Origin of the sequence: Streptomyces sp. NPDC058157 (assembly GCF_042884105.1) — a bacterium.
GTDB lineage: Bacteria > Actinomycetota > Actinomycetes > Streptomycetales > Streptomycetaceae > Streptomyces.
This window is the reverse complement of record NZ_JBHVUQ010000037.1, coordinates 1-24959: the sequence shown is the minus strand read 5'-3', so window position 1 is coordinate 24959 and position 24959 is coordinate 1. Positions and strand designations below refer to the sequence as shown.

20 protein-coding genes and 1 pseudogene are annotated in these 24959 nt (G+C 74.3%); 14 read left to right on the top strand and 7 right to left on the bottom strand.

From position 1 onward, the window contains the following. Positions 1–32: 32 nt before the first annotated feature. The 11 genes from ACFVXK_RS12360 to ACFVXK_RS12310 all read left to right on the top strand — a co-directional run bounded on the left by ACFVXK_RS12360 (position 33) and on the right by ACFVXK_RS12310 (position 12367). The gene (locus tag ACFVXK_RS12360) at positions 33–641 is read left to right on the top strand and encodes an NADPH-dependent F420 reductase (RefSeq protein WP_389611454.1); all 609 of its coding nucleotides are present in this window, start codon (positions 33–35) and stop codon (positions 639–641) included. Beyond that, a complete protein-coding gene (locus ACFVXK_RS12355) occupies positions 632–1168 on the top strand; it encodes a (2Fe-2S)-binding protein (RefSeq protein WP_389611453.1) in 537 nt (178 codons plus the stop codon). Before ACFVXK_RS12360 ends, ACFVXK_RS12355 begins: the two co-directional genes overlap by 10 nt. Positions 1169–1173: 5 nt before the next feature. Beyond that, positions 1174–3576, top strand: coding sequence for a xanthine dehydrogenase family protein molybdopterin-binding subunit (locus ACFVXK_RS12350; protein ID WP_389611452.1), 2403 nt, complete (start codon positions 1174–1176; stop codon positions 3574–3576). Continuing rightward, the gene (locus ACFVXK_RS12345; RefSeq protein ID WP_389611451.1) at positions 3573–4400 is read left to right on the top strand and encodes an FAD binding domain-containing protein; all 828 of its coding nucleotides are present in this window, start codon (positions 3573–3575) and stop codon (positions 4398–4400) included. The genes ACFVXK_RS12350 and ACFVXK_RS12345 overlap by 4 nt, the downstream gene beginning before the upstream one ends. A 42-nt stretch (positions 4401–4442) precedes the next feature. Beyond that, positions 4443–5702 (top strand): MFS transporter, encoded by a 1260-nt coding sequence (locus ACFVXK_RS12340; protein WP_389611450.1) that lies wholly within the window; start codon positions 4443–4445, stop codon positions 5700–5702. Positions 5703–5707: 5 nt separating this feature from the next. Next, positions 5708–7150 carry an ATP-binding protein gene (locus ACFVXK_RS12335; protein WP_389611449.1) on the top strand — a complete coding sequence of 481 codons (1443 nt, stop codon included), beginning with the start codon at positions 5708–5710 and terminating at the stop codon, positions 7148–7150. Between the two features lie 60 nt (positions 7151–7210). Further along, entirely contained in the window at positions 7211–7552 is a 342-nt protein-coding gene (locus ACFVXK_RS12330; protein WP_045946207.1) for a nuclear transport factor 2 family protein, read from the top strand. An 81-nt stretch (positions 7553–7633) separates the two neighbouring features. Beyond that, entirely contained in the window at positions 7634–8278 is a 645-nt protein-coding gene (locus ACFVXK_RS12325) for a TMEM175 family protein (protein ID WP_389611448.1), read from the top strand. Positions 8279–8351: 73 nt separating this feature from the next. Beyond that, the gene (locus ACFVXK_RS12320) at positions 8352–9644 is read left to right on the top strand and encodes an IS701 family transposase (RefSeq protein ID WP_389611447.1); all 1293 of its coding nucleotides are present in this window, start codon (positions 8352–8354) and stop codon (positions 9642–9644) included. After that, positions 9644–10786, top strand: a complete 1143-nt coding sequence (locus tag ACFVXK_RS12315) for an XdhC family protein (protein ID WP_389611446.1) — start codon at positions 9644–9646, stop codon at positions 10784–10786. Before ACFVXK_RS12320 ends, ACFVXK_RS12315 begins: the two co-directional genes overlap by 1 nt. Positions 10787–10924: 138 nt before the next feature. Continuing rightward, positions 10925–12367, top strand: a complete 1443-nt coding sequence (locus tag ACFVXK_RS12310; protein WP_389611445.1) for a GuaB1 family IMP dehydrogenase-related protein — start codon at positions 10925–10927, stop codon at positions 12365–12367. Here ACFVXK_RS12310 and ACFVXK_RS12305 read toward each other — a convergent pair. The 6 genes from ACFVXK_RS12305 to ACFVXK_RS12280 all read right to left on the bottom strand — a co-directional run bounded on the left by ACFVXK_RS12305 (position 12364) and on the right by ACFVXK_RS12280 (position 18962). Next, complete coding sequence (locus ACFVXK_RS12305) at positions 12364–13632, bottom strand: sensor histidine kinase (protein WP_389611444.1); 1269 nt, start codon at positions 13630–13632, stop codon at positions 12364–12366. The two genes, ACFVXK_RS12310 and ACFVXK_RS12305, sit on opposite strands and share 4 nt — an antisense overlap. Continuing rightward, positions 13629–15365 (bottom strand): cation acetate symporter, encoded by a 1737-nt coding sequence (locus tag ACFVXK_RS12300; protein ID WP_389611443.1) that lies wholly within the window; start codon positions 15363–15365, stop codon positions 13629–13631. Before ACFVXK_RS12300 ends, ACFVXK_RS12305 begins: the two co-directional genes overlap by 4 nt. A gap of 115 nt (positions 15366–15480) precedes the next feature. Beyond that, on the bottom strand, positions 15481–15756 hold the full coding sequence (locus ACFVXK_RS12295) for a hypothetical protein (RefSeq protein ID WP_389611442.1): 276 nt from the start codon (positions 15754–15756) through the stop codon (positions 15481–15483). A gap of 242 nt (positions 15757–15998) precedes the next feature. Further along, positions 15999–16805, bottom strand: coding sequence for a LytR/AlgR family response regulator transcription factor (locus ACFVXK_RS12290; protein WP_389611441.1), 807 nt, complete (start codon positions 16803–16805; stop codon positions 15999–16001). Positions 16806–16886: 81 nt separating this feature from the next. After that, complete coding sequence (locus ACFVXK_RS12285) at positions 16887–17822, bottom strand: SCO0930 family lipoprotein (protein ID WP_389611440.1); 936 nt, start codon at positions 17820–17822, stop codon at positions 16887–16889. 126 nt (positions 17823–17948) lie between these two features. Beyond that, positions 17949–18962, bottom strand: coding sequence for a GDSL-type esterase/lipase family protein (locus ACFVXK_RS12280; protein ID WP_389611439.1), 1014 nt, complete (start codon positions 18960–18962; stop codon positions 17949–17951). A 320-nt stretch (positions 18963–19282) separates the two neighbouring features. On the opposite strand from ACFVXK_RS12280, the gene ACFVXK_RS12275 reads away from it, so the two are divergent. Beyond that, positions 19283–20752: an amino acid permease gene (locus ACFVXK_RS12275; protein WP_389611438.1), complete on the top strand. Its 1470-nt coding sequence runs from the start codon at positions 19283–19285 to the stop codon at positions 20750–20752. 10 nt (positions 20753–20762) lie between these two features. Next, positions 20763–21218 carry an Lrp/AsnC family transcriptional regulator gene (locus ACFVXK_RS12270; RefSeq protein ID WP_007262967.1) on the top strand — a complete coding sequence of 152 codons (456 nt, stop codon included), beginning with the start codon at positions 20763–20765 and terminating at the stop codon, positions 21216–21218. Between the two features lie 69 nt (positions 21219–21287). On the opposite strand, the gene ACFVXK_RS12265 is transcribed toward ACFVXK_RS12270, so the two are convergent. After that, positions 21288–21962, bottom strand: a complete 675-nt coding sequence (locus ACFVXK_RS12265; protein ID WP_389611437.1) for a hypothetical protein — start codon at positions 21960–21962, stop codon at positions 21288–21290. Between the two features lie 376 nt (positions 21963–22338). Here ACFVXK_RS12265 and ACFVXK_RS12260 point away from each other — a divergent pair. Beyond that, a pseudogene (locus ACFVXK_RS12260) lies at positions 22339–24959 on the top strand (hypothetical protein); the annotation flags it as partial.

Sequence of the window (24959 nt, the reverse complement as noted above, 5' to 3'; positions counted from 1 at the left end):
GCGCCGCCGGACCGAGCGATCGAGGAGCATCGATGCGGACAGGCGTCATCGGCACCGGGCGGATCGGCTCGACCCTCGCGAGGATCCTCGTGGCCGCGGGCCACGAGGTGGTCCTCGCCAACGCCACCGGGCCGGAGTCACTCGCCCCCCTGCTGGCCGAACTGGGCCCCGCCGCCGGCGCGGCACGCCCGGTCGAGGCCGCCGGGCGGGCCGACCTCCTGGTGCTGATGGTGCCGTACCCGAGCGTGCGCGGGCTGCTGCCCCCGCACGTCGTGCAGGACAAGGTGCTGGTGGACGCCACCAACGCGTTCAGCGGCCCCGGCGCCCCCGCCGACCTGGGCGGGCGCACCTCCAGCGAACTGGTCGCCGAGTGGTATCCCGGCGCCCGGGTCGTGAAGTCCCTGAACACCATGCATTTCGAAACCCTGGCCGTCGCCGGGAAAACCGCAGGGGAACGCCTCGCGCATTACACGGCGGGCGACGACCCGAAGGCGAAGGAAATCGTCGCGGGAATCATCACCGATCTCGGATTCGCCGCCGTCGACACCGGACCGCTGCACTCCGGAGGAATCCTCCAGCAGCCCGGCGGCCCCCTCTTCAACCGGTCGCTCACGGAAGCGCAGGCGCTCGCATGGATCTGACACCCGCCCCCACCCTGACCCTCCACGTGAACGGAAGACCCGAGGAGTTCGCGGCGCGGCCGAGCGAACTCCTCGTGGAACGGCTCCGCGACGGACTCGGGCTGACCGGCACCAAGGTCGGCTGCGACACCGGCCAGTGCGGCACCTGCGTGGTCCGCCTGGACGGCAGGTCGGTCAAGAGCTGCCTGGTCCTGACCGCCTCCGCCGCCGGCTCCGAGGTCACCACCATCGAGGGGGTGTCCGACCGGGGCGGCGAGCTGACCGGCCTCCAGGAGGCCCTGCGCCAGGAGCACGGCACCCAGTGCGGGTTCTGCACCCCCGGCATGGTGATGGCCCTCGGCGAACTCGTCGAGAACACCGGCCCGGGGCAGGCACCCACCGAGCCCGAGATCCGCGAGTGGCTCACCGGCAACCTGTGCCGCTGCACCGGATACCACAGCGTGGTCCGCGGCGTGCAGCGCGCCTGCGCCGCGCCCGCGCCGTCCGACGGTGCCGGGTCCGCTGTGCCCGCGGCCGAGGGGCGGTGAGGGGGATGACCACCGTGACGGGGGAGAGCACCACCGCGGGAGGCGTCCTCGGACAGCCGCTCGACAGCCGCGAGGACCCGCAACTGCTGCGCGGCGAAGCCGTCTACGTGGCGGACATCGACCTGCCCGGCACCGCGCACATGGCCATCCTCGGCAGCCCGGTCGCCCATGCGAGGATCCTGTCCGTCGACACCTCGGCGGCCGAGCGGATGCCCGGGGTGCTGAAGGTGGCCACCGCGGCCGACTTCACCGACGTCATGCCGCTGCCCTGCATCTGGATACCCGGCGGGGTGGAGAGCCACTTCCCGCCCCACCCCTACGGACTGCCCGGCGCCCGACCCGTCCTCACCGGTGACGCCGTCCGCCACGTCGGCGACCCGGTCGCCGTGGTCGTCGCCGAGACCCCGCGCCAGGCCGCCGCCGCCCTCGCCGCGATCGGCGTGGCGTACGAGCCGCTGCCCGTGGTCACCCGGGCCGACGAGGCCCTCGCCGAGGGCGCGCCGCAGCTGCACGAGGCCGTCCCCGGCAACCTCAACGCCTACTGGACCTGCGGCGACGAGGACCGCACCGACGCGGCCATCGCCCGCGCCGAGGTCACCGTCGAGCTGGACCTCGTCAACCAGCGCACCATCAACAGCCCCATCGAACCGCGCGGGGCCGTCGGCGACTACAACGCCGCCACCGGCGAGTACACCCTCTACGCCTCCACCCAGGGCCCGCACAACCACCGCTTCCTGCTCTCCGCGCTGGTCCTCGGCATCCCGTTCAACAAGCTCCGCGTGATCGCCCCGACCGTCGGCGGGAGCTTCGGCACCAAGGGCTACCTCTACCCCGACATGGCGCTGGTCCTGCTGCTCTCCAAGGCGCTCGGCCGGCCCGTCAAATGGGTCGACACCCGCACCGGGCTGATGAACTCCACCGTCCAGGGCCGAGACCACCGCCAGCACGTCACCCTGGCCGGCACCCGTGACGGCCGGATCTCCGCCGTGCGCTGCACCAGCTACGCCAACCTCGGCGCCTACCCCTCCACCATCGGCCCCGGCGTCGCCACCGCCCTGATGGGCCGGTCCATCACCGGCATGTACGAGATCCCCGCCGCCTTCTGCGAGGTGTACGCGGCCTTCACCAACACGGTCTCCCTGGGCGCCCAGCGCGGCAGCGGACGCGCCGAGGCCGCCTTCCTGATGGAGCGCCTCGTCGACCGGTACGCCGCCGAGATCGGCATGGACCCCGCGGAGGTCCGCCGCCGCAACCTGGTCCCCCAGGAGAAGTTCCCGTACGACAACGGGCTCGGCTGGACCTACGACTCCGGGAACTACGCGCCCAACTTCGAACGCGCCCTGGAGCTGGCCGGCTACGCCGACGTGCCCGCCCGCAAGGCGGCGGCCCGCGCCCGCGGCAAGCGCCTGGGCGTCGGCATCGCCACCTACGTGGCCATCTGCGGGGTCGGCCCCTCCACCCGGATGTCCAAGGAGGGCATGCTCGGCGGCACCTGGGAGAGCGCCAACATCCGCGTCCACCCCACCGGCGAGGTCACCGTCACCGTCGGCTCCGCCTCCACCGGCCAGAGCCACGGCACCGTCTTCGCGATGGTCGCCGCCGACGAACTCGGCATCGACCCGGCGCAGGTCCAGGTGTACGAGGGGGACACGCTCAAGGCCCCGTACGGCCAGGGCACCTACGGCTCCCGCTCCTACAGCATGGCCGCCCCCGCCGTCGCCCTCACCGCCCGCAAGATCAAGGCCAAGCTGATCAAGGCGGGCGCGGTCTTCCTGAACGTCCCCGAGGACAAGGTGGTCTACGAGAACGGCGGCGTCCACGAGGCCGGCAACCCGGAGAACGCCAAGACCTTCTCCGAGCTCGCCATGGCCATGTGGTACGGCTGGGGCCTGCCCCCCGAGATCGAACCGGCCCTCGACGAGACCACCCACTTCGACCCGCCGGACTTCAACTACCCCTTCGGCACGCACGTCGCTGTGGTGGAGGTCGACGAACTCACCGGCGAGACCGAGGTGGTCGGCTACACCGCCGTCGACGACGCCGGGAACGTCGGCAACCCGAAGATCGTCCACGGCCAGATCGAGGGCAGCATCGTGCACGGCCTGGGCCAGGCCCTGATGGAGGCCGCCGAGTACGACGAGAACGGCATCCTGCTCAGCTCCGACCTGACCCGCTACGCCCTGCCGCGCGCCGCCGACGTGCCCTTCTTCACCCTCGACCGGACCGTCACCCCCTCGCCGCACAACCCGCTCGGCGCCAAGGGCGCCGGGGAGATCGCCACCGTGCCGCCCGCCGCCGCCGTCGTCAACGCCGTGGTCGACGCCCTCGCCGACCTCGGCGTCCGGCACATCGACATGCCGCTGACCCCCGAGAAGGTCTGGCGCGTCCTGGAAGGAGGAGACCGGTGATCCTCGCCGACTTCGACTACGTCCGGCCCGCCTCCCTCGAAGAGGCCCTCGCCCTCCTCGCCGGCAGCGACGGGGCCCGGGTACTGGCCGGCGGCCAGAGCCTGCTGCCCGGACTGCGCACGGGAGCCGACCGGGCCCGCCTGCTGGTCGACGTGCGCCGGCTCGCGGCCCTGCGCGGGGTCACGGCGACCGGCGGAGAGCTGCGGATCGGGGCGCTGACCACCCTCGCCGAGCTCGCCGCGGACCCGCGGGTGCTGGCCGGGGCCCCCGAGCTGGCCGCCGCGGCCCGTGCCAACGGCGACCCCCAGGTCCGCAACCTCGGCACCGTCGGCGGCAACCTGGCCGCGGCCGAGCGCCCCACCGACCTGCCCGTCGCCGCCATCACCGCCGGCGCCCGGGCCGAACTGGCCGGGCCCGGCGGGACCCGTACCGTCCCGGCCGAGGAACTGGCCGCCTCCGGGGTGCCCGCCGGGGAGGTGCTGACCGCCCTGCTGGTGCCCGCCGCCGGAAGGGCGGCCGCCTTCGAGAAGACCGCCGACCGGGCCACCCGCTACCCGCTGTGCGCCGCCGCCGTGCGGATCACCCCCGACGGGCCGCGGATCGCGGTCACCGGAGCCACCCCCCGCGCCCTGCGCCTGCACGGGGTCGAGGACCGGCTGCGCGGGGGCCCGTTCACCACCGGGGCGGTGCTCGCGGCCTTCCGCGCCGAGCCCAGGGAGCTGTTCGTCCCCGGGCGCGGCACCTCGGCCGAGTACCTCGGCCATCTCGCGGGCGTGCTCACCGCCCGCGCGCTGGCCCGGGCGGCGGCCCACAGCAGCGCCTGAGACGGCCCGCCGGGGCAGGGCGGGGGAGTGGAGTTGACGAGCGTGCCCGAACCGACCGAGACGACGACCACGGGAGACGTCCTGCACCCAGCCGGCCGCGCGGCGGCCGGGCCGAGACCGTCCGGCTTCTGGGTGGTGGGCGCGGTCCTCGTCCTGCTGATGCTCTCCTCCTCCGTCCCCTCCGCCCTCTACGTGCTCTACCAGCAGCGCTGGGGGCTGTCCCCGGGCGTCGTCACGGTGGTCTTCGCCGTGTACGCCGTCACCGTCCTCGCCGGACTGCTGCTGTTCGGCTCGCTCTCCGACACCCTGGGCCGCAGGCCCGTCCTCGGCGCCGGGCTGGTCCTCGCGATCGTCTCCATGGGCCTGTTCGCCGGGGCCGGGGGGCTCGGCCTGCTGCTCGCCGCCCGCGCCGTCCAGGGGCTGGCGGTGGGCCTGGCCACCGGGGCGATGGGCGCGGCCCTGCTGGAACTCAGCCCGCGCTCACGGCCCGCCCTCGGGGCGCAGGTCAACAGCGCGGGACCGACCGTCGGCATCGGCCTGGGCGGCCTCGGGGCGGGACTGCTCGTCCAGTACGCGCCCGCCCCGACCGTCCTGAGCTACCTGCTGCTGGTCGTCGCCTTCGCGGTGACCCTGGTCGGGGTGGTCCGGATGGGCGAGAGCGCGCCCGGGGCCGGGGGACGCATGCGGGTGGCACCGCGCCGGATCCGGGTACCGCCCGCCGTACGGCGCAGGTTCGCCGTGCTGGTGCTGACGATCGTGGCCGTCTGGACCGTCGGCGGCTTCTACCTCTCCCTCGGGCCGCACCTGGCCCTGTCCCTGCTCCACACCACCAACTACCTGGCCGGCGGGGCCACGGTGGCCCTGCTCGCCGGCTGCGCCACCGCCGCCCAGCTGCTGCTGGGCCGCACCGCACCGCTGCGCACCGCCGTCATCGGGCTGCTCGGACTGCTGGCCGGGCTCGCCCTGGTGCTGCTGGCCCTCGGCCTCGGCTCGGCACCCGTGTTCCTCGTGGCCACCGCCGTCCTCGGCAGCGGCTGGGGAGCGGCCTTCCTCGGCTCCTTCCGCGCGCTCAGCACCCTCGCCGAACCCGAACACCGCGGCGAACTGACCGCCGCCGTCTATGTCTTCGCCTACCTCGCCATGAGCGTCCCGGCGGTCCTCGCCGGACTCCTGACCGACATCCACGGCCTGCAGCGCACCTCCGTCGGCTTCATGGCCGCCGTCGCCGCGGTGTGCGCGCTGGCCCTGTTCACGACCCTGCGGCTGGCGGCGCGCACCAGGGCCGAGGGGAGCACCCTGTGACCACTGTGAGCACCAAAGAGCTGCGGACCACCCTGCAGGGGCTGGAGATCTTCGCCGCGCTCACCGAGGACCAGCTCGACTGGCTGGTCTCGGTCTCCCACCTGCGCGTCCTGACCGACGGGGAGGTCCTCTTCCACGACGGGGACGAGGCCACCTGCTTCCACGTGCTGGTCTCCGGCGGGCTGGTCGTCACCAAGGTCGTCGACGGCCGGGAGGAGGTCCTGACCCGGCACTCCACCGAGGAGGAGAGCGCCGCCGCGGACGAGCACGACGGCAAGCCCACCGCCGCCCACCGGTTCACCGGCGAGCTCCCCCTGCTCACCGACGGCTCCTACGTGGCCACCGCCTCCGCCAGCGGCCCGGCGACCACCGTCGTGGCGTATCCCAAGCCGGTCTTCTTCGAGATGCTGACCCGCTGCAACGGGGTGGCCGCCGTCCTGATCCCCGTACTGGCCTGGCGGATCAAGTCCTCCGAGGTCCAGGCCCGCAAACGGGCCACCGTCGAGGCCCTGGGCACCCTCGCCGCCGGCCTCGCGCACGAGCTCAACAACCCGGCCGCCGCCGTGGCCCGCGCGGCGCAGGAGCTGGTGCCCGCCCTGGAACGGCTCACCGCCACCGCGTACGGGTGGGGTGCGGCCGCGACCGACGCGGAACGCGGCGCCCTGGAGCACCTGGCCGCGGAGCTGGACCGGCTCCCGCCGCCCGAGACCAGCGACCCCCTGGCCCAGGCCGACGCCGAGGAGGAGATCACCGACTGGGCGGAGGAGGCCGGGGCGGACCGGCCGGGGCTGCTCGGCTCCGGGGCCTCCGACCTCGGGCTGGAGCTGGGCTGGCTGCTGGAGCGGCTGGAGGGGATCGGCGAGGCCGCCCTGCCCGCCGCCCTGGACCACCTCGCGGCGCTGCTGGAGGCCCGTTCGCTGGCCGCCGAGCTGCGCGCGGCCGGCCCCCGGATCTCCCAGCTGGTCGCGGCCACCCGGGACTACGCCAACCTCGACCGGGCCCCCGAGCAGCGGTTCGCGGTGACCGACGGCCTGGAGAACACCCTGGTCGTCCTCCGCTCCAAGCTCACCGGCATCACCATCGTCCGCGCCTACGACCCCGACCTGCCGGACCTGACCGGGTACCCGGGGGAGCTCAACCAGGTGTGGACCAACCTGGTCGACAACGCGGCCGAGGCCATGGAGGGCGCCGGCACGCTCACCCTGCGCTGCTACGCCGAGGGCGTCTGCATGGTCGTGGAGGTCACCGACACCGGCCGGGGCATCCCCGAGGACGTCCTGCCGCGCATCTTCGAGCCCTTCTACACGACCAAGGACGTGGGCAAGGGCACCGGTCTGGGGCTGCACCTCAGCTACCGGATCGTGACCCAGCGCCACCACGGGTCGATCTCGGCCCGCTCCCGTCCGGGCGAGACCCGGATGCTCGTACGCCTGCCCCTGGCGGGCTGAGCCGCCGTCCCGACGTCATCCCGCACGCCGTCACCCACTCCCACCGAAAGGAAGTCGAACATGGCCAAGTACGACATCTCCGCGCTGCACCCGGTCTTCGTCCGCCAGATGGACGCCCTGGCCGCGCTGGACATCGAGGCGGTGATGAAGAACTACACCGAGGACGCCGTCCTGGTCCGCTTCGAGGGGGCCTCGGTGGGGATCGAGGCCGTTCGCGAGACGTTCACCGGCTATCTCACCCTGAAGCCCACGCTGGTCGAACTCCAGGAGTACATCGAGACCGACGACACCATCTTCTACCGGGCGATCATGAACCTGAACGGCGCGCCGGAGCACGCGTTCGGGACACTCGTCGTCCGCGATGGCCGGATCTGGCGCCAGACGGCCGGCTTCGGCAGCTGACCGCCCTTTCATGGGTAGCGTGGGCGGGGAGGGCGCGGGCGGCCCTCCCCGCCCACGTGAGGAAATGGTGAAGGGGAGGTCATGGAGCAGGAAACGAACCGGGTGGAGGCGTTCAGCGACGGCGTATTCGCCATCGTGATCACCATTCTGGTGCTGGAATTAAAGGTTCCGGAAGAGCAGGGGTCGGCCCTGTGGCACGGACTCTGGGAACAATGGCCGCACTATGCCGCGTATCTGGTGAGTTTCCTCATCATCGGCGTGATGTGGGTGAACCACCACACGATCTTCAGTCACCTCAAGCGGGTCGACCGACCCCTGTTGTTCCTGAATCTCCTGGTGCTGATGGTGGTTTCGGTGATTCCCTACACCACCAACATCCTCGCCGAGCACCTCATGGACGGGGATTCGGCCAATGTGGCCGCGATCCTCTACAGTGCGTGGACCGTCGTGTACGCCCTCGCCTTCCTGGCCTTCTGGTGGTACGTGACCAAGGTCGGCCACCTCTTCCACGAAGCGGTGGACAAGGACGGGGCCCGGGCCACCCGGGTCCGATTCGGACTGGGCGCGGTCGCCTACCCCTTGACCGTGATTCTGTCCTTCTTCTCCGCACCTCTCACTCTCGTCGCACACTTCCTGATCGCGCTCTACTACGCGGCGAACCAGATCCCCATCCCGCTCGTGGTAGAAGAGGAGCGGCTCGATTCTGGCAGCGACCTCAGGAAGTAGCCGCAGGGCCCTACGGCCGTTCTCGGCCGTCAAGTAGGGTCAAGGTCTGATCTGGTCGCGGGGGAGGCTCCAGATGGTTCGCGCAGTGCTGCCGGAAGATTCCACGACGGAAATCTCCGAATTGATCGACGAATTGATCTCGCTATTCTTCGAGTCATTACCGCGGCGGGACCAGCGAAACTGGGCCCGCGTTTATCTCGACGGTCTGGTGCGGACCAACGGGAAGAAAACGATCCGCAACATCGCCGGAACGGGGGCCAGTTCCGTCGAACAGAGCCTCCAGCAGTTCATCAGCAAGTCACCGTGGGACTGGACCCCGGTACGCCGGTCCCTCGCCCAGCACCTCGAACGCACCGCGCAGCGCCCGCTGGCCTGGGTCGTCCAGCCCATGGTCATCGAGAAGGCCGGCGACCGCTCCGTGGGGGTCGGCCGGCAGTTCGTGCCCCAGCTCGGCCGCACCGCCAACTGCCAGCAGGCCGGCGGGATCTGGCTCGCCTCCAGCGAGGCCAGCTTTCCCGTCGAATGGACCCTCACCCTGCCCGGCCCCTGGACCAGCGAACTGCTGCGCCGCCGCCGGGCCGGCATCCCGGACACCGCACGTTCCCAGACACCCGCGCTGGACGCCGTCCACGCCGTCCAGCGCATGGCCGCCACCTGGCAGCTCCAGCGCCGCCCGGTCGTCATGGAGGTCTCCAACTCCGATCTCCCGCCCGTCCTGGACGCCTTCACGCTCCAGGACATCCCCTTCGTCCTGAAGGTCGACGGCTCCCTGCCCGTCTCCTTCGGCGGCGCGGGCCGCCACAAGCCCGGCCCGTACACCGCACCCGCCCGCGAACTGATCGACTCGCTGCGCTCCCAGCGCCGCGTCGTCGAATGGACCCGGCACGGCCGGGCCGAGGGATCGGTCACCCTGCTCACCTCGGCCCACATCCTCGCCACCCCCGCCGAGGACCGGCCCGTGCCCGCCCCGCCCGCCCCGCTGCTCCTGATGGGCGCGTGGACCGAGGCCTCCCTGCTGCCCTCCGAGTTCTGGATCACCAACATCGGGGACCGGCCGCTCGCCCAGCTGTTCCTGCTCGCCAAACTCACCGACCGGGTCGCCCTGGACTTCACCGAGACCTGCGAACCGGTCGGCATCCGCGATTTCGAGGGCCGCTCCTTCCGCGGCTGGCACCACCACGCCACCCTCGCCAGCGTCGCCCACGCGGCCCGGCTCCTGGGCACCGGCGGTCGGCACCCCGACCCCGTGTCCCTCGCCTCGCCCGCCCGCTACCCGGGCGGACGCCCTCCCGGCCGGCCCCCCGCCGTCCTCCCGCCCCGGCCCCTGATCCCGGGCCAGTCCGCGCGCCGCGCGTACATCCGCTGATGCTCGACATCGCCGGGCCGCTGCGCGGCTGGTGCGCCGAACACCGCGAGTTCGCCCTGGCCACCGTGGTCGCCGTCAGCGGCAGCGCACCCCGGGGCCCCGGCGCCAGCCTGGCCGTGGACGCCGGCGGCACCGCGCTCGGCTCCCTCTCCGGGGGCTGCGTGGAGTCCGCCGTCCACGAGCTCTGCCTGGAGGCCATCACCTCGGGCCGCGGCGGCGTCCACCGCTTCGGCTACAGCGACGACGACGCCTTCGCGGTGGGCCTGACCTGCGGCGGGGTCCTGGACGTGCTGGTCACCCCGGTGCGCGGCCACGACCCCGTACGGCCCGTCCTCGGCTCGGTGCTCGACGCCGCCGCCGGCGGGGGCCGGGCCGCGCTGGCCCGGGTGGTCTCCGGACCGCCCGGCCAGCTCGGCCGGGCCCTCGCCGTGCACGCCGACGGCTCCTGGGAGGGCGGCCTCGGCGGCGGGGCCGCCCTGGACCGGGCCGCCGCCGAACGGGCCCGGGCCTGGCTGCTCGCCGGCCGGACCGGCACCGCCGAGCTGGGCGCCGCCGGAGGGCTGTGCGGCGAGCCCCTCACCCTGCTGGTGGAGTCCGCCGCGCAGCCGCCCCGGCTGATCGTCTACGGGGCGATCGACTTCGCCTCCGCCCTGGCCCGGATGGGCGCCTTCCTCGGCCACCGGGTCACCGTCTGCGACGCCCGGCCCGTCTTCGCCACCCCCGAGCGCTTCCCCGGCGCCGACGAGGTGGTCGTGGACTGGCCGCACCGGCACCTGGCCGCCGAACGCGACGCCGGGCGCCTGGACTCCCGTACGGCCGTGTGCGTCCTGACCCACGACGCCAAGTTCGACGTACCCGTCCTGGCGCTGGCCCTGCGGCTGCCCCTCGGCTACGTCGGGGCCATGGGATCGCGCCGCACCCACGCCGAGCGCACCGGACGGCTGCGGGCCGAGGGGGTGACCGAGGCCGAGCTGGCCCGCCTCAGATCGCCCATCGGCCTGGACCTGGGCGGCCGCACCCCCGAGGAGACCGCCGTCGCCATCGCCGCCGAGCTCACCGCCGTCCGCCACGGGGCCACGGCGGCCCCGCTGACCGGGGGCCTGAGCCCGCTCCACCGGCCGTTCGGGACCTTCGCCTCGTAGGAAAGGACCACACGGCCCGGAATGTCCTGGACGATCGGCCCGGGCGGCATGAACGCCAGGCCGTGGGAGAATGAAGTACGTGCGTTTCCTCGGCTGGAATCTGTCGAGGCACCTCCGATCGACTGGGATGTTCAGCACGTGCGTTTCCTCAATGACCTGAAGCCGCCGTACGACCTGACGTACGACGATGTGTTCATGGTGCCGAGCCGCTCCGCGGTCGGCTCCCGCCAGGGCGTGGACCTCTCCTCGCCCGACGGCACCGGCACCACCATTCCGCTCGTGGTCGCCAACATGACCGCGATCGCCGGCCGGCGCATGGCCGAGACCGTCGCCCGCCGCGGTGGAATCGTCGTCATCCCGCAGGACATCCCGATCGAGGTCGTCACCGACGTCATCTCCTGGGTCAAGACCCGCCACCTCGTGCTCGACACCCCGATCACGCTGGCGCCCACCCAGACCGTCGCCGACGCGCTGTCCCTGCTGCCCAAGCGCGCCCACGGCGCGGGCGTCGTCGTGGACGCCGAGGGCCGCCCCGTCGGCGTGGTCACCGACCACGACCTCACCGGCGTGGACCGCTTCACCCAGCTCTCCGAGGTCATGTCGAAGGAGCTGCTGCTCATCGACGCCGACATCGACCCCCGCGAGGCCTTCAACCAGCTCGACGCCGGCCACCGCAAGCTGGCCCCGGCCGTCGACAAGGACGGCAAGCTGGTCGGCATCCTGACCCGCAAGGGCGCCCTGCGCGCCACCCTGTACACCCCCGCCACCGACGCCAACGGCAAGCTGCGCATCTCCGCGGCCATCGGCATCAACGGCGACTACGTGGGCCGGGCCAAGCAGCTGCTCGACGCGGGCGTGGACACGCTCGTCATCGACACGGCCCACGGCCACCAGGACTCGATGATCAGCGCGATCAAGGCCGTCCGCGCGCTGGACCCGAAGGTCCCGATCGTCGCCGGCAACATCGTCGCCGCCGAGGGCGTCAAGGACCTCATCGACGCCGGCGCCGACATCATCAAGGTCGGCGTGGGCCCCGGCGCCATGTGCACCACCCGCATGATGACCGGCGTGGGCCGCCCGCAGTTCTCCGCGGTGCTGGAGTGCGCCGCCGAGGCGAAGAAGTACGGCAAGCACGTCTGGGCCGACGGCGGCGTCCGCCACCCGCGCGACGTGGCCATGGCCCTCGCGGCCGGCGCCTCCAACGTCATGATCGGCTCCTGGTTCGCCGGCACGTACGAGTCCCCGGGCGACCTCCAGCAGGCCGCCGACGGCCGCCTGTACAAGGAGTCCTTCGGCATGGCCTCCGCCCGCGCCGTGCGCAACCGCACCTCGGAGGAGTCCGCCTACGACCGCGCCCGCAAGGCGCTGTTCGAGGAGGGCATCTCCACCTCCCGCATGTTCCTCGACCCGTCCCGTCCGGGCGTCGAGGACCTGATCGACTCGATCATCGCCGGTGTCCGCTCCTCCTGCACCTACGCGGGCGCCGGCTCCCTGGCCGAGTTCGAGGAGAAGGCCGTCGTCGGCATCCAGTCCGCCGCCGGCTACGCCGAGGGCAAGCCGCTGCACGCCAGCTGGAGCTAGTCCTCCCGGGCTTCCCGCGACGCCCCGCCCCCCGCCGGACCGGCCGGGGGGCGGGGCGCCGTCGTGTGCACGCCCGCCCGGTACTTGGGGATCCGGACCGTGACCTTCATGCCCGCGCCCACGCCCGTCTCGACGACCAGCCCGTAGTCGTCCCCGTACACCTGCCGCATCCGCTCGTCCACGTTCGGCAGCCCGATCCCCGACGAGGAGCCGGCCCGGTCCCCGGCCAGGATCCGGCGCAGTCGGGCCGGATCCATGCCCACGCCGTCGTCCTCGATGGTCAGCACCGCCTCCGCGCCCGCGTCCCGGGCCGCGATCGTGATCCGGCACTCCCCGGCGGAGTCCTCCACCCCGTGCTTGACGGCGTTCTCCACCAGCGGCTGCAGGCACAGGAACGGCAGCGCCACCGGCAGCACCTCCGGGGCCACCTGCAACGTCACCTTCAGCCGGTCCCCGAACCGGGCCCCGGCCAGCGCCAGATAGCGCTCGATGGAACGCAGCTCCTCCGCCAGGGTGGTGAACTCCCCGTGCCGGCGGAAGGAGTAGCGGGTGAAGTCCGCGAACTCCAGCAGCAGCTCCCGCGCCCGCTCCGGATCGGTCCGCACGAACGAGGCGATCGCCGCGAGGGAGTTGAAGATGAAGTGCGGGGAGATCTGCGCCCGCAGCGCCTTGATCTCCGCCTCCATCAGCCGGGTCCGCGCCCGGTCCAGCTCCGACAGCTCCAGCTGCACGGAGACCCAGCGGGCCACCTCCGTCGCCGCCCGCACCAGCACCGCCGACTCCCGCGAGCCGTACGCGACGAGCGCGCCCAGCACCCCGTCCTCACCCGTCAGCGGGGCGAACACCGCCCACTTCAACGGGCACTGCGGCCGCTGGCACTCCGTGCGCACGCTCTGGCTGCGCCCCGACTCCAGCATCACCGCCACCCGGGCCATCGCCCGCCGCTGGTGGTGGTCGGCCCCCGGCCCGTCCCAGGCCAGCACCGCCTCCCGGTCGGTGAGGCACAGCGCCTCCGTGCCCAGCAGCGAACGCAGCCGCCGGGCCGCCTTGCGGGCGGCGTCCTGCGTCAGCCCGGCGCGCAGCGGGGGAGCGGCCAGCGAGGCGGTGTGCAGGGTGTGGAACGTCGCCCGCTCCACCGGAGTCCCCAGCCCCGGCCCCGCCGCCCGCTCCCCGCGCCCGGCCTGCCACCGGCCGCCCGCCCAGCCCAGCCCCACCAGCAGCACCGCCCCGGCAGCGGCGAGCACCGCCTGCGCGGCCCCGCTCACCGGGCACCCCCGCCGGACGGCCGGGTCCCGGCCACGTCCTCCGGCAGGTGCAGCCGGGCCAGCGCCGCCGCCGTTCCCGCCGGGACCCGGGACCGGGTGGCCAGTGACACCGACACCATCGTCAGGAAGCCCAGCGGCACGGACCACACCGCCGGCCAGGCCAGCAGCGCGTGCGCCCACCCCTGCGGCACCAGCCCGCTGCGGGTGGCCACCACCGCGCCCAGCGCCGCCCCGCCGCCGGTCAGCAGCCCCGCCACCGCGCCCGGCGGGGTCAGCCCCCGCCACCAGATCCCGAGCACCAGCAGCGGGCAGAAGGACGACGCCGACACCGCGAAGGCCAGCCCGACCGCGTCGGCGACCGGCACCTGGGTGGTCACGAACCCGCCCGCCAGCGGCACCGCCATCGCCACCACGGCCGCGCACCGGAAGCTGCCCACCCCGTGCCGCGGGAGCACGTCCTGGTGCAGCACCCCGGCCACCGCCATGGTCAGCCCCGACGCCGTCGAGAGGAACGCCGCGAAGGCGCCCCCGGCCAGCAGCGCCCCCAGCAGGTCCCCGAGCAGCCCGCCCAGCATCCGCTCCGGCAGCACCAGCACCGCCGCGTCCGCGTCCCCGGTCAGCGCCAGCTCGGGCGCGTAGATCCGGCCCAGGGCCCCGTACACCTGCGGCAGCAGGTAGAACACCCCGAGCAGGCCGAGCACGACCAAGGTGGTGCGGCGGGCGGCCCGCCCGTCGGGGCTGGTGTAGAAGCGGACGGCGACGTGCGGCAGGCCCATGGTGCCGAGGAACGTGGCCAGGATCAGCCCGTACGTGGCGTACAGCCGGTGCTCGCGCTCGCCCCCGGACAGCGGCTTCGACCAGCCCGGGGTGTCCCGGACGGTGCCGGCGGGGGAGTCGGGGACGGCCGAGCCGGCGGCGAACTCCAGCCGGGTGCGGGCCTGGACGGAGTGCCGCCCGGGCTCCAGCGTCAGCGTGGCCTCCCGGTAGGCGCGCCCGTCCACCCGGCCCGTCACCTCCAGGGCCAGCGGCTCGCGCACCGACAGCCGTACGTCCTCCCCCACGGTGACGGCGGTGTGCTCCCGGAAGACGGCCGGGGCGTCGAAGGAGGCGCGGGGCGCGCCGTCGCCGGCCCAGGCGGCGAGCAGGAAGAAGGCGGGCACCAGCAGGGCGGTCAGCTTGAGCCAGTACTGGAAGGCCTGCACGAAGGTGATGCTGCGCATCCCGCCCGCCGCGACCGCCGCCGTGACCACGCAGGCGACGACCAGCCCGCCCGCCCACGGCGGGGCCCCGGTCAGCACCTCCAGGGTCAGCCCGGCCCCCTGCAGCTGCGGTAGCAGGTACAGCCAGCCGACGCCGAGCACGAACAGCACCGCGATGCGCCGCACCGCCCGGGACCCGAGCCGGCCCTCGGCGAAGTCGGGCAGGGTGTACGCCCCGGAGCGGCGCAGCGGGGCCGCGACGAACACCAGCAGGAGGAGGTAGCCGGCGGTGTACCCGACGGGGTACCAGAGCATCTCCGGGCCCTGGAGCAGGACCAGCCCGGCGACCCCGAGGAAGGAGGCGGCGGAGAGGTACTCCCCGCCGATGGCGGCCGCGTTCAGCCGGGGGCCCACGGTGCGGGAGGCGACGTAGAAGTCGGAGGTGGTGCGGGATATCCGCAGCCCGAGCGCGCCGACGAGCACCGTGGCCAGGACGACGGCGGTGACCGCGGTCAGCGCGTACGTCCGGTTCACGGGGGTCCTTCGGCGGGCGGGGGGAGGGGACTTGGGAGTCTACGCAGCCGCTCCGCCCCCGGGACAGCCCGGATCCGGCCCCTGACCTGGCCGGTCGGGGCTGGTGGGGGGTGGGTCAGAGTGCCGGGTCGCGGTGTTCCGCGCAGTCGCGGAGGGCGATCTCCAGTTCCACGTACGACTCCTCGGCCCGGCGGAAGGCCAGCGTCAGGGCGGCCTCCGCGCTCGCCGGCAGCTGCCCGCAGGTGCCCTCGCGGGCCTCGTACAGGACGTCCGCCCAGCGGGCGGCCGCGCTGCGCAGCCGGGCCAGCAGTGCCTCGGCCTCCGCGGGGCCGGCGGCCCGGGTGCGGGGCAGTCCGGTCAGCGCGTCCAGCAGCGCCTCGATCTCGGACATCTCGCTCCTCCCGGGGCCGGAAGATCCACGATACGGCGGGCCGGGTGGCGGCGGGTCCGAACGGTCCGCCGCTGCGGCCGACGGGCCCGGAGGATCGCCGTACGCCCTTCCGCGAGCGACGAACGGTGCCTTGGTACGCCGGACGGTCGTCCGGGCGCGGGGGCGTGAGCCGGTGGCACGGCCGGGCGCACGGGGGCGGGCCGTCCGGACCCGCCGCGCGGCCCCGGTGGCGCGCCGAGGGGTCAGCCCGTCGCCTGGCGCATCAGGAGGTCGCGGAGCTGGCGGGCGTGGCGGCGGCTCACCTGGAGTTCGGCCGAGCCGATGCGGACGCTGGTGGTGCCCGCGTCCACGCGGAGTTCGTCGATCCGGCCCAGGGCGACCAGATGGCGCCGGTGGATGCGGACGAACCCGCGGGCCGCCCAGCGTTCCTCCAGCGTGGACAGGGGGATGCGGACCAGGTGGCTGCCCTCGTCGGTGTGCAGCCGGGCGTAGTCGCCGTGGGCCTCCACGTACGCGATGTCCGCGATGGCCACGAACCGGGTGACCCCGCCCAGTTCGACGGCGATCTGCTCGGGCGCCCGCTCGGCGGCGCCCGCCTCGGGAGCGGGCCTGCGCCGCTGCTCCGGGACGGCCGCCGGGGCCGTGGTCCCGTCCGGGCCGCCGAGCAGGGCCCGGACCCGCCGGACGGCCTCGGCCAGCCGCTCCGGGCGCACCGGCTTGAGCACGTAGTCCACCGCCTTGAGGTCGAAGGCCTGGACGGCGAAGCCCTCGTGCGCGGTGACGAACACGATCAGCGGCGGCCGTGCGAACCCGGCCAGCAGCCGGGCGACGTCCAGTCCGGTCAGCCCGGCCATCTGGATGTCCAGGAAGACCACGTCGATGGCGTCGGGCCCGTCGGGCCCGCTCTCCACCGCCCGGGTGATCCGGCGCAGCGCCTCGGTGGCGTCCGAGGCCCCCTCCGCGCTGAGCACCCGGTCGTCGGAGCGCAGCAGGTAGAGGAGTTCCTCCAGCAGGGGCAGCTCGTCGTCGACGGCCAGTACGCGCAGCATGGGCCGAGTCTAGGCACGGCCCCCGCCCGGGGGGGAGGAGGGCGGGGGCCGTGCGGTCGGTGCGTGGGGGGAACTGCGGGGCTACTGGGCGCCGATGAGCTTGCCGTCGGGGGCGACGGCGTACCAGGTGCCGCCCACGCCCTGGCCGTTGGTCTCGCCGGGCGCCTTGTCACCGGTGAAGGTGTAGACGGGCCAGCAGTTGACGGTCTGCTGCTTCTTGCCGTCGGGGCGGTCGAGGACCAGGTAGTTCTTCTCGACGATCCCCTGGCCCCGCTCCGCCGGGGCGACGGCCGGCCACTTGGCGAGGCAGTCCCCGGTGCACTTGGAGACCATCGGCCAGGCGGTGTCGGGCTTGAAGCGGTAGACGGTCATGCCCTTGCCGTCGACGACGTGGTCGCCGAGCTTGGGGTCCTTGGCGACCGTCAGCGCGCCGGAGGCCTGGCCCGTCGTCCCGGCCGGGGCGGGGGCCGCCGCCTTGGCGGCCTTCTTGCCGTCGGGCGCGAGGGCGAACCAGGTCCCGCCGACGCCCTGCCCGCCCACCTCGCCGGGCTTGGTGTCCTTGGCGAAGCGGTACGCGGGCCAGCCGGCCACCGTCAGCTGCTTGGTCCCGTCCTTGCGGACCACCTCGCCCAGCAGGGAGGGGTCCATGCCCGCCGCCGCGCTCGCGCCGGCCGCCGGGACGACGGGCCAGGCCTTGGCGCAGTCCCCGTCGCAGTTCGAGACCGGGGGCTTCGCGGTGTCCTTGTCGAAGCGGTACAGGGTGAATCCGGCGCCGTCGGTGAGCACCGGCCCGAGCTCGCCGGCGGTGGAGACGGCGAGCGCGCCCGCGGGCTTGGCCCCGGCGTCCCCGGCGGGCTTGTCGCCGGCGTAGGGGTCGGCGGCGGGAGCGGCGGCGGCGGCCCCGGCCGGCTTGGCCGCATCGGCCTTGGCCGCCTTGTCGTCCCCGTTGCAGGCGGTCGCCGCCAGCACGACGACGACCGCGACCGCGGCCAGGGTGGTTCCGCGCTTGATGCCCATGGTGATCTCTCCCGTGTGTGTTTCCGCCGGGTCCGGGGGCTTGTCCGCCGCCGGACCCGTCAACTCGTGCGGAACACGGCCCCGGGGGAGCGCGGCGTTCACCGGGGGCGGTATGGCGTGTTTCACTCAGCCGCCGTCGAACCCGGCCCGTCTCAGGGCCGTGACCACAGCGAGGCCGAGGATCCGGTGTCCGGTGTCGTCGGGGTGCAGCCCGTCCGCGAGGTGCTCGGGCCCCAGCAGGTCCCGGCCGGGCAGCAGGGCCAGGCGTCCGTCCCCGGCGGCGATCCGCTCGCGGGCGGCCCGCTCCATGGCGTCGCGCAGGGCGCCCAGGGTGGCGCCGAGCCGGTTCGGGGTGCGTTCGGCGTCCGGGCGCAGCACGGGGGAGAGCAGCAGCAGCGGGGTCCGGGGGTGGCCCTGGCGGACCAGGTCGAGGAAGACGCGGGTGGTCTCGTACAGCAGGGCGGGGGTGTAGGGGACGCGGGTCCAGCAGTTGGTGCCGAAGGCGAGGGTGAGGGCGTCTGCGGGGAGGGCCGCGAGCTGCTCGGCGGTGGCCAGCTCCCCGCGCGCGGCGCCCGCGTACCCGAGGTTCACGGTGTCCCAGCCGAGCGCCCGCCCGGCGACGGCGGGCCAGCCGTGGGCGGGGCGGGTGGACCACCAGCCCTCGGTGATCGAGTCCCCGTGCACCACCCACCGCGGGGCGGGCGGGGCGGGGGCGAGGTCCCCGCCGACCCCGCGCACCCCCAGGACCCGCGGGGACTGCGCCTCGGGCGGGTGGACCGTGAAGGGTCCGGGCCCGCCGGGCAGGGGAAGGCGTACGACGGCCTCGGCGGCGGGGTCGGTGAAGACCTCGCGGACCATCCCGTGGCGGTCCCACAGCGAGAAGCCGTGCGCGAGGTCGCGCAGGGCGTCGGTGGGGCCGGGGACGGCGGCCCGGTAGTGGATCTCCACCGCCCGCGCCCCCCGGGCGAGGAACTCCAGGCGGACTCCGATCGGCAGGGTGGCCCGCTCGCCGGTGTCCCAGGGCAGCCGCTCGGTGTCCGCCGGGTCGGCCCGGACCGGCCGGTCCCGGTCCAGCCAGGCGATCCCGCGCAGGTAGGGGCCCGGATCGAGCCAGGCAGTGGCCTTGCTGTCGGCGTCCATGGCGGCACGCTGCGGCAATTCTGACGGGCTGTCAAGAACGGCGGCGGAGAGAGGTCGCGCACTGATCGATCATCCACGTGCAACAAAGGACCATCCAGGACAGATCCGCGCAACGATCGTGCGCCAATGTGCAAGGATGGTGCATTACGGGCGGTATCACTCAGCTCGTAGGCTCACCCCCTGTACGTGGAGTGGCGCGGACCGCCTGCTCGGCGGTCCCCTCATGCCCAGACGGGCTCCCATCCGTCTGCCAACTGCTCCGGACCGCTGCGGTCGACGCCCGAACCGTCCCCATCCCGCAGTGTCAAAGGAGTCCCCTCGTGCTCGATCAGGGCCAGGCACCCCCGCTCTCCCAGGAGACGCGCAAGCCCGTGAACCCGCTGCTGCGCCGCAAGCCGGTCGAGCGGCTCGTCTCCGAGGGCGGACAGGGCGAGGGCGGCTCGCTGCGCCGCTCGCTCACCATGTGGCAGCTGACGATGATCAGCATCGGTGCCACCCTGGGCACCGGCATCTTCGTCGTCCTCGGCACCGCCGCCCCCAAGGCCGGCCCCGCCGTGACGATCTCCTTCGTCCTCGCGGGCCTGACCGCCCTGTTCTCGGCCCTCTCCTACGCCGAGCTGGCCGGCTCCGTCCCGGTCTCCGGCTCCTCGTACTCCTACGCGTACGCCACCATGGGCGAGCTCATCGCCTGGATCTGCGGCTGGTGCCTGGTCCTGGAGTACGCCGTCTCCGTCGCGGCCGTGGCCGTCGGCTGGGGCCAGTACCTCAACGAGCTCCTCGACGGGACCATAGGCGTCACCATCCCCGGCTCGCTCTCCGCGCCGCTGGGCGACGGCGGGGTCATCAACCTGCCCGCACTGGTCGTCGTCCTGCTCTCCATGGTCTTCCTGATGCGCGGCGCCAAGGAGAGCGCCACGGTCAACTCGATCATGGTCGCGGTGAAGATCGTCACCCTGCTCCTCTTCATCGGCATCGGCGTCATGGGCATCAAGTCCGGCAACTACACCCCGCTCGCGCCGCTCGGCGTCAGCGGCATCAGCGCCGCCGCCTCCACCCTCTTCTTCTCCTACATCGGCTTCGACGCCGCCTCCACCGCCGGTGAGGAAGCCAAGAACCCGAAGAAGGACCTGCCGCGCGCGATCATGCTCTCGCTGGGCATCGTCACCGTCCTCTACGTGCTCGTCGCCTTCGTCGCCGTCGGCGCCATGCCGTGGAAGGACTTCGAGAACACCGAGGCCGCGCTGGCCCAGATCATGACCGACGTCACCGGCACCAGCGTCTGGGGCGTCGTCCTCGCCGCCGGCGCCGTGATCGCGATCTTCTCCGTCGTCTTCGCCGTCCTCTACGGCCAGACCCGCATCCTCTTCGCGATGTCCCGCGACGGCCTCGTACCCAAGGTGTTCGCCAAGGTCGACGAGAAGACCGGCGCCCCCCGCGCCAACGTGGTCATCGTCTCCCTCTTCTGCGGCGTCCTCGCCGCCTTCATCCCGCTCGGCAAGCTCGCGGACGCCACCAGCATCGGCACCCTCTTCGCCTTCGGCCTGGTCAACATCGCCGTGATCATCCTGCGCGTGAAGCGCCCGGACATGCCGCGCACATTCAAGGTGGCCCTCTTCCCGGTCACGCCGATCCTCGGCTTCCTCGCCTGCGGCTACATGATGTTCAGCCTCGATACCCCCACCTGGCTGGTCTTCGGTGGCTGGATGGTCGTCGGCCTCGTGGTCTACTTCACCTACGGCATCCGCCGCTCCCGCCTGGCCACGGAAGAAGTGGCCACAGCAGAAAAGTGATCCATCCGCAGTGCGACTGAACGATCTCGACGAACGCATCGTGCACGCCCTCGCCGAGGACGCCCGCCGCTCCTACGCGGACATCGGCTCCGAGGTCGGCCTCTCCGCCCCCGCCGTCAAGCGGCGCGTGGACCGGCTCCGCGCCGAAGGCGCCATCACGGGCTTCACCGTCCGCGTGGACCCGGCGGCCATGGGCTGGGAGACCGAGGGCTTCATCGAGATCTACTGCCGCCACAACACCTCGCCGGACGACATCCGGCGGGGGCTGGAGCGGTACCCCGAGGTGGTGTCCGCGTCGACCGTCACCGGCGACGCGGACGCCCTCGTCCAGGTCTTCGCCTCCGACATGCGCCACTTCGAGCGGGTCCTGGAACGCATCGCGGGCGAGCCCTTCGTGGAGCGGACCAAGTCCGTCCTCGTCCTCTCCCCCCTGCTGCGCCGCTTCACCTCCGGCGCACCCGCGTAGCACGCGCACCGACGCCCCCGCCGGACCTCCGGCGGGGGCGCCGTCGTATCCACAGGGAGACGGCGGCTGTCACAGGCGCGTGCCACGATCGGGCGCATGAAGATCCAGATCCAGGTGCCGGCCGCTCCGCGGAACTCGACCGTCCACACCGACTGGGCCCGCGCCCACGACCCCGCCGCCGAGCCCGCGGCCGTCGAGCTGTCCGAAGAGGTCGGGCGCACCATCCACCGGGCCTACGAGAAGCCCGGCCGGTTCGTGGACGGACTGGAGCGGCGGGTCCGCGGCCTGGACCCCGCCCACCTGCCCTGGTTCTGGGACACCGTCGGCCACCGGCTCATCGACTGGCACCGGCGCTCCGCCGCCCGCGCCTACACCCTGGCGCGCAAGGCCGAACGCGACCACACCCTGCCCGTCGACCCCGACTGGCACCGCGCCAACCTGCTCCTCTTCGCCCGCGCCGGAGCCCTGCCCGGCGCCGCCCTGAGCGGCCACCAGGCCTGGCTGGCCACCGTCCTGGAGCCCGCCGCCGCGCACGAGGAGTACGTACGGGTCCTGCTGGCCTGGACCGCCTCCCCCGGCGAGCCCCCCGCCGACCTGGCCCGCCGGGTCCGGCTCTCCGCCCGCGCCGCCGGACACGGCGCCGCCGAGGAGGCCCGCGTCCTGGCCCTCGTCCTCGCCGGATCGCGGCACAAGGAGGTCCCCGACCGGCTGCTGGACGCCGCCACCCCGCTGCTCACCGCCCACCCCCCGGCCGACGACACCGCCCTCGCGCTCCTCGACCTCTTCCCCGAGAGCCGCGGCGACGCCTCCGCCTGGCTGCGCCTCCTCCTCGGCTGCGGCGCCGCCGACGCCGCCGCGGCCGGCCGGATCGTCCCCGAGGACGGCCTGCCCGGCTGGTTCGCCCGGTACACCCGCCGCTTCGGCCGCGGCCGCTCCGGCGGCGGGATCGTCCGCCAGCCCATGCCCGCCGAGCTGTTCGACCTGCTCACCCGCTGGGCGCCGCGGCTGCGCGCCGCCGCTGCGCCTGCACGAGGACCGCTACCGCTACCCGCGCCTGGACGCCGACCTGCTCGACGCCTGCCTCGCCGAGGGCATCGCCGTCGAAGACCCCGGCACCGCCGTGGAACTGGTCTTCTGGGAGGGCCGCTCGCGCCGCGACCTCAAGGCCCTCGCCGCCGACCCCGTCTTCGGCCCCCGCCTGGAGGGCACCGTCCACGCCCGCCCGCGCCGGAGCGGCACCGCCATCACCCGCCTCCCCGGCAACGCCGGCATCGCCGCCGAGGTCCACGGCCGGATCGAGACCCTGCTCGCCGCCCTGCGCGGCGGCGGTCTCGCCGCCGCCGACGAGGCCGTCGACGAGCTCGCCGGCCTCCTCGACCGGCCGACCACCCTCGCCCTCGACGGCATCGAGGAGGCCCTCGACGCCCTCGACCTCACCGGCCCCCTCGCCCGCGCCCTGCGCGCCGGACTCCCCGAGGAATGGGCCTGGCCCGCCCTGGAGGCGGCCGTGGAGAGCCTCGGCGGACCCGGCGCCGTCACCGGGGTCACCTGCACCTGGCCCGTCCTGACCGTCTACGGCCCCGACCGGGCCGTCGCCGTCGACCACGCCGGGACCCGGGGCACCTGCGCCTTCCGCCTCCCGGACGGGGCGTCCGGCCACACCGTCCACTGGGTCGGCGGCTCCTTCCTGATCGGATTCGCCACCACCCCCAAGGCCGGCTTCGGCACCCACGCCTTCTGGGCCGACCACCCCGAGGACGTCTTCGAACCGGAAGGGAAGCTCGGCCTGCGCCGCTACGGCGGCATGATCCAGGGCGGCCTCGGCTACCAGTTCGCCACCCCCGACGGCGGCCGCCTGGAGGAAGGCCTCGTCCTGCGCCCCGGCGACCGGCAGGGCATCGGCTCCCACGACGTCCAGATGAGCGACGGCGAGCGCTTCTGGACCACCGGCGTCCACGACGGCTGGCGCACCTGGACCCGCGTCGACCCCGCCACCGCCACCGTCCTCCCCGGCCACGACGTCCCCGCCTTCCACACCGCCGCCCCGCTGCCGCCCGGCACCGAGCACTTCGGCGACCTCCAGACCCTCGCCGCCCTCCCCGACGGCGCCCCCGCCTCCCCGCTCGGCCAGGACGGCCGGCTCGTCGGCTTCCGCGTCCTGAACCACACCCCCTACCCCGGCCCCTCGCCCAGGGAGTTCCTCCTGGAGGGCGTCGACGGCCGCCGCGCCGGCTACCGCACCAGCCGCTGGGGGCGCCGTCCCTGGGGCGTGATCCGCATGCCCCAGGGCGGCGAGGAGGCGGTCCTCGCCGGGCAGGAGACCATCCGCGTCCACGCCGCCGAGGACAACTCCCTGCTCTGGCAGGTCCAGGGCTTCCCCGGCTCCGACCGGCGCCGCACCCCCGGCTTCGGCGACGGCGCGGGCCCCGTCCCGCCGCCCGCCTTCTGGCACTTCCTCACCGAGCGCTGCACAGCCTCCTCGAAGGCCCTGCGCGCCGCCGGCGCCACCGCCGTCCGGGCCCTCCTCGACGCGGCCCTGGCCGGAGAGCCCGTACCGGCCCTGCCGGGCCACTCCCTCGACCCCCGCGTGGCCGACGGTGTGGGCCGGGCCGCGGCCCTCGCCGCCGACGTGCTGCGCCGCCGCCGCGCGCTGTCCCGCCGGGTCGCCGTCATCCGCTCCGGACCGGTGGTCTCGCTGCGCACCGAAACCCCCGACACCGAGCTCGTCCCGGCCCTGTACGGACTCGTGCCCGCCCGTCGCCGGTACCACGACGAGCCGTCCCTCCCCCCGCAGCCCGCCGTCCAGACCGCCGTCGCCGCCGACGGCCGCCACCTGCGCGGCGAGATCGACGAGGAGACCCGCGTCCTGGCCCGGCCCGCCGCCCCCGAGACCTGGGAACCGCTGGTCGGCGGCATCGACGCGGTCGCCTGGCGGGCCCTCACCGCCGCCACCCCCGACGCGGAGCGCGCGGCGCTCGCCGCCCTGCTGGAGACCTGGAGCGGCCAGCCGTTCGCCGAGCCGGGCTCCGCCTGGCGCACCGGCCGGGCGTCCACGCAGGCCCTGGCGGCCCTCCGCGCCACCGGGACCGCCCTCGCCTCGGGCACCCCGCGCGGCGGCGCCGCCTGGTTCCTCCAGCGGGCCGCCGACCCCGCGCCCGAAGGCGCCGAGGGCTGCGAGGTCCGCACCATCGAGGCCGACGACGCGGCGCGCCTGCCCCGGCTGCTGGCCCTGCTCGCCGCACGCGGCCCGCTGCCCGTGCCCCCCGCGGTGCGGGAGGCCTTCGCCCGGCTGACCGGGGTCCGCAGCCCCGTCGCCGCCCTCGTCCTCGGCGGCTTCCCCGGCCGCGACCACCACGACCACCACCTCAAGCTGCTGGCCTCCGCCCCGTTCAAGGCGAACCGGACCACGGCCCGGCAGTACGACGACCTCTGCCGGAGCCTCGGCGACGCCGGGCGGCGCGCCGTCCTGGCCGCCGCGGTGCCCGAGGACCCGGCCGCGCTGTGGGAGCCGGGGGGCGTGGCGGCCGCCGCCGAGCGCATGGCCGCCGTCTGGAACGGGCTCCTCGGCGCCGGGGAGCACACCGACGAGGAGCTGGCCGCCGCCCTGGAGGCCGAGCTGGGCCTGCCCGACACCTGGGCCCGCGCCCTGCCCGCCGGACGCGCCCCCGCCGACGCGCCCTTCGGGGAGGCGGGCCTCGTCCTCGCCGGCGACCGCCTCGGCGGGATCGCCCTCCACCACAC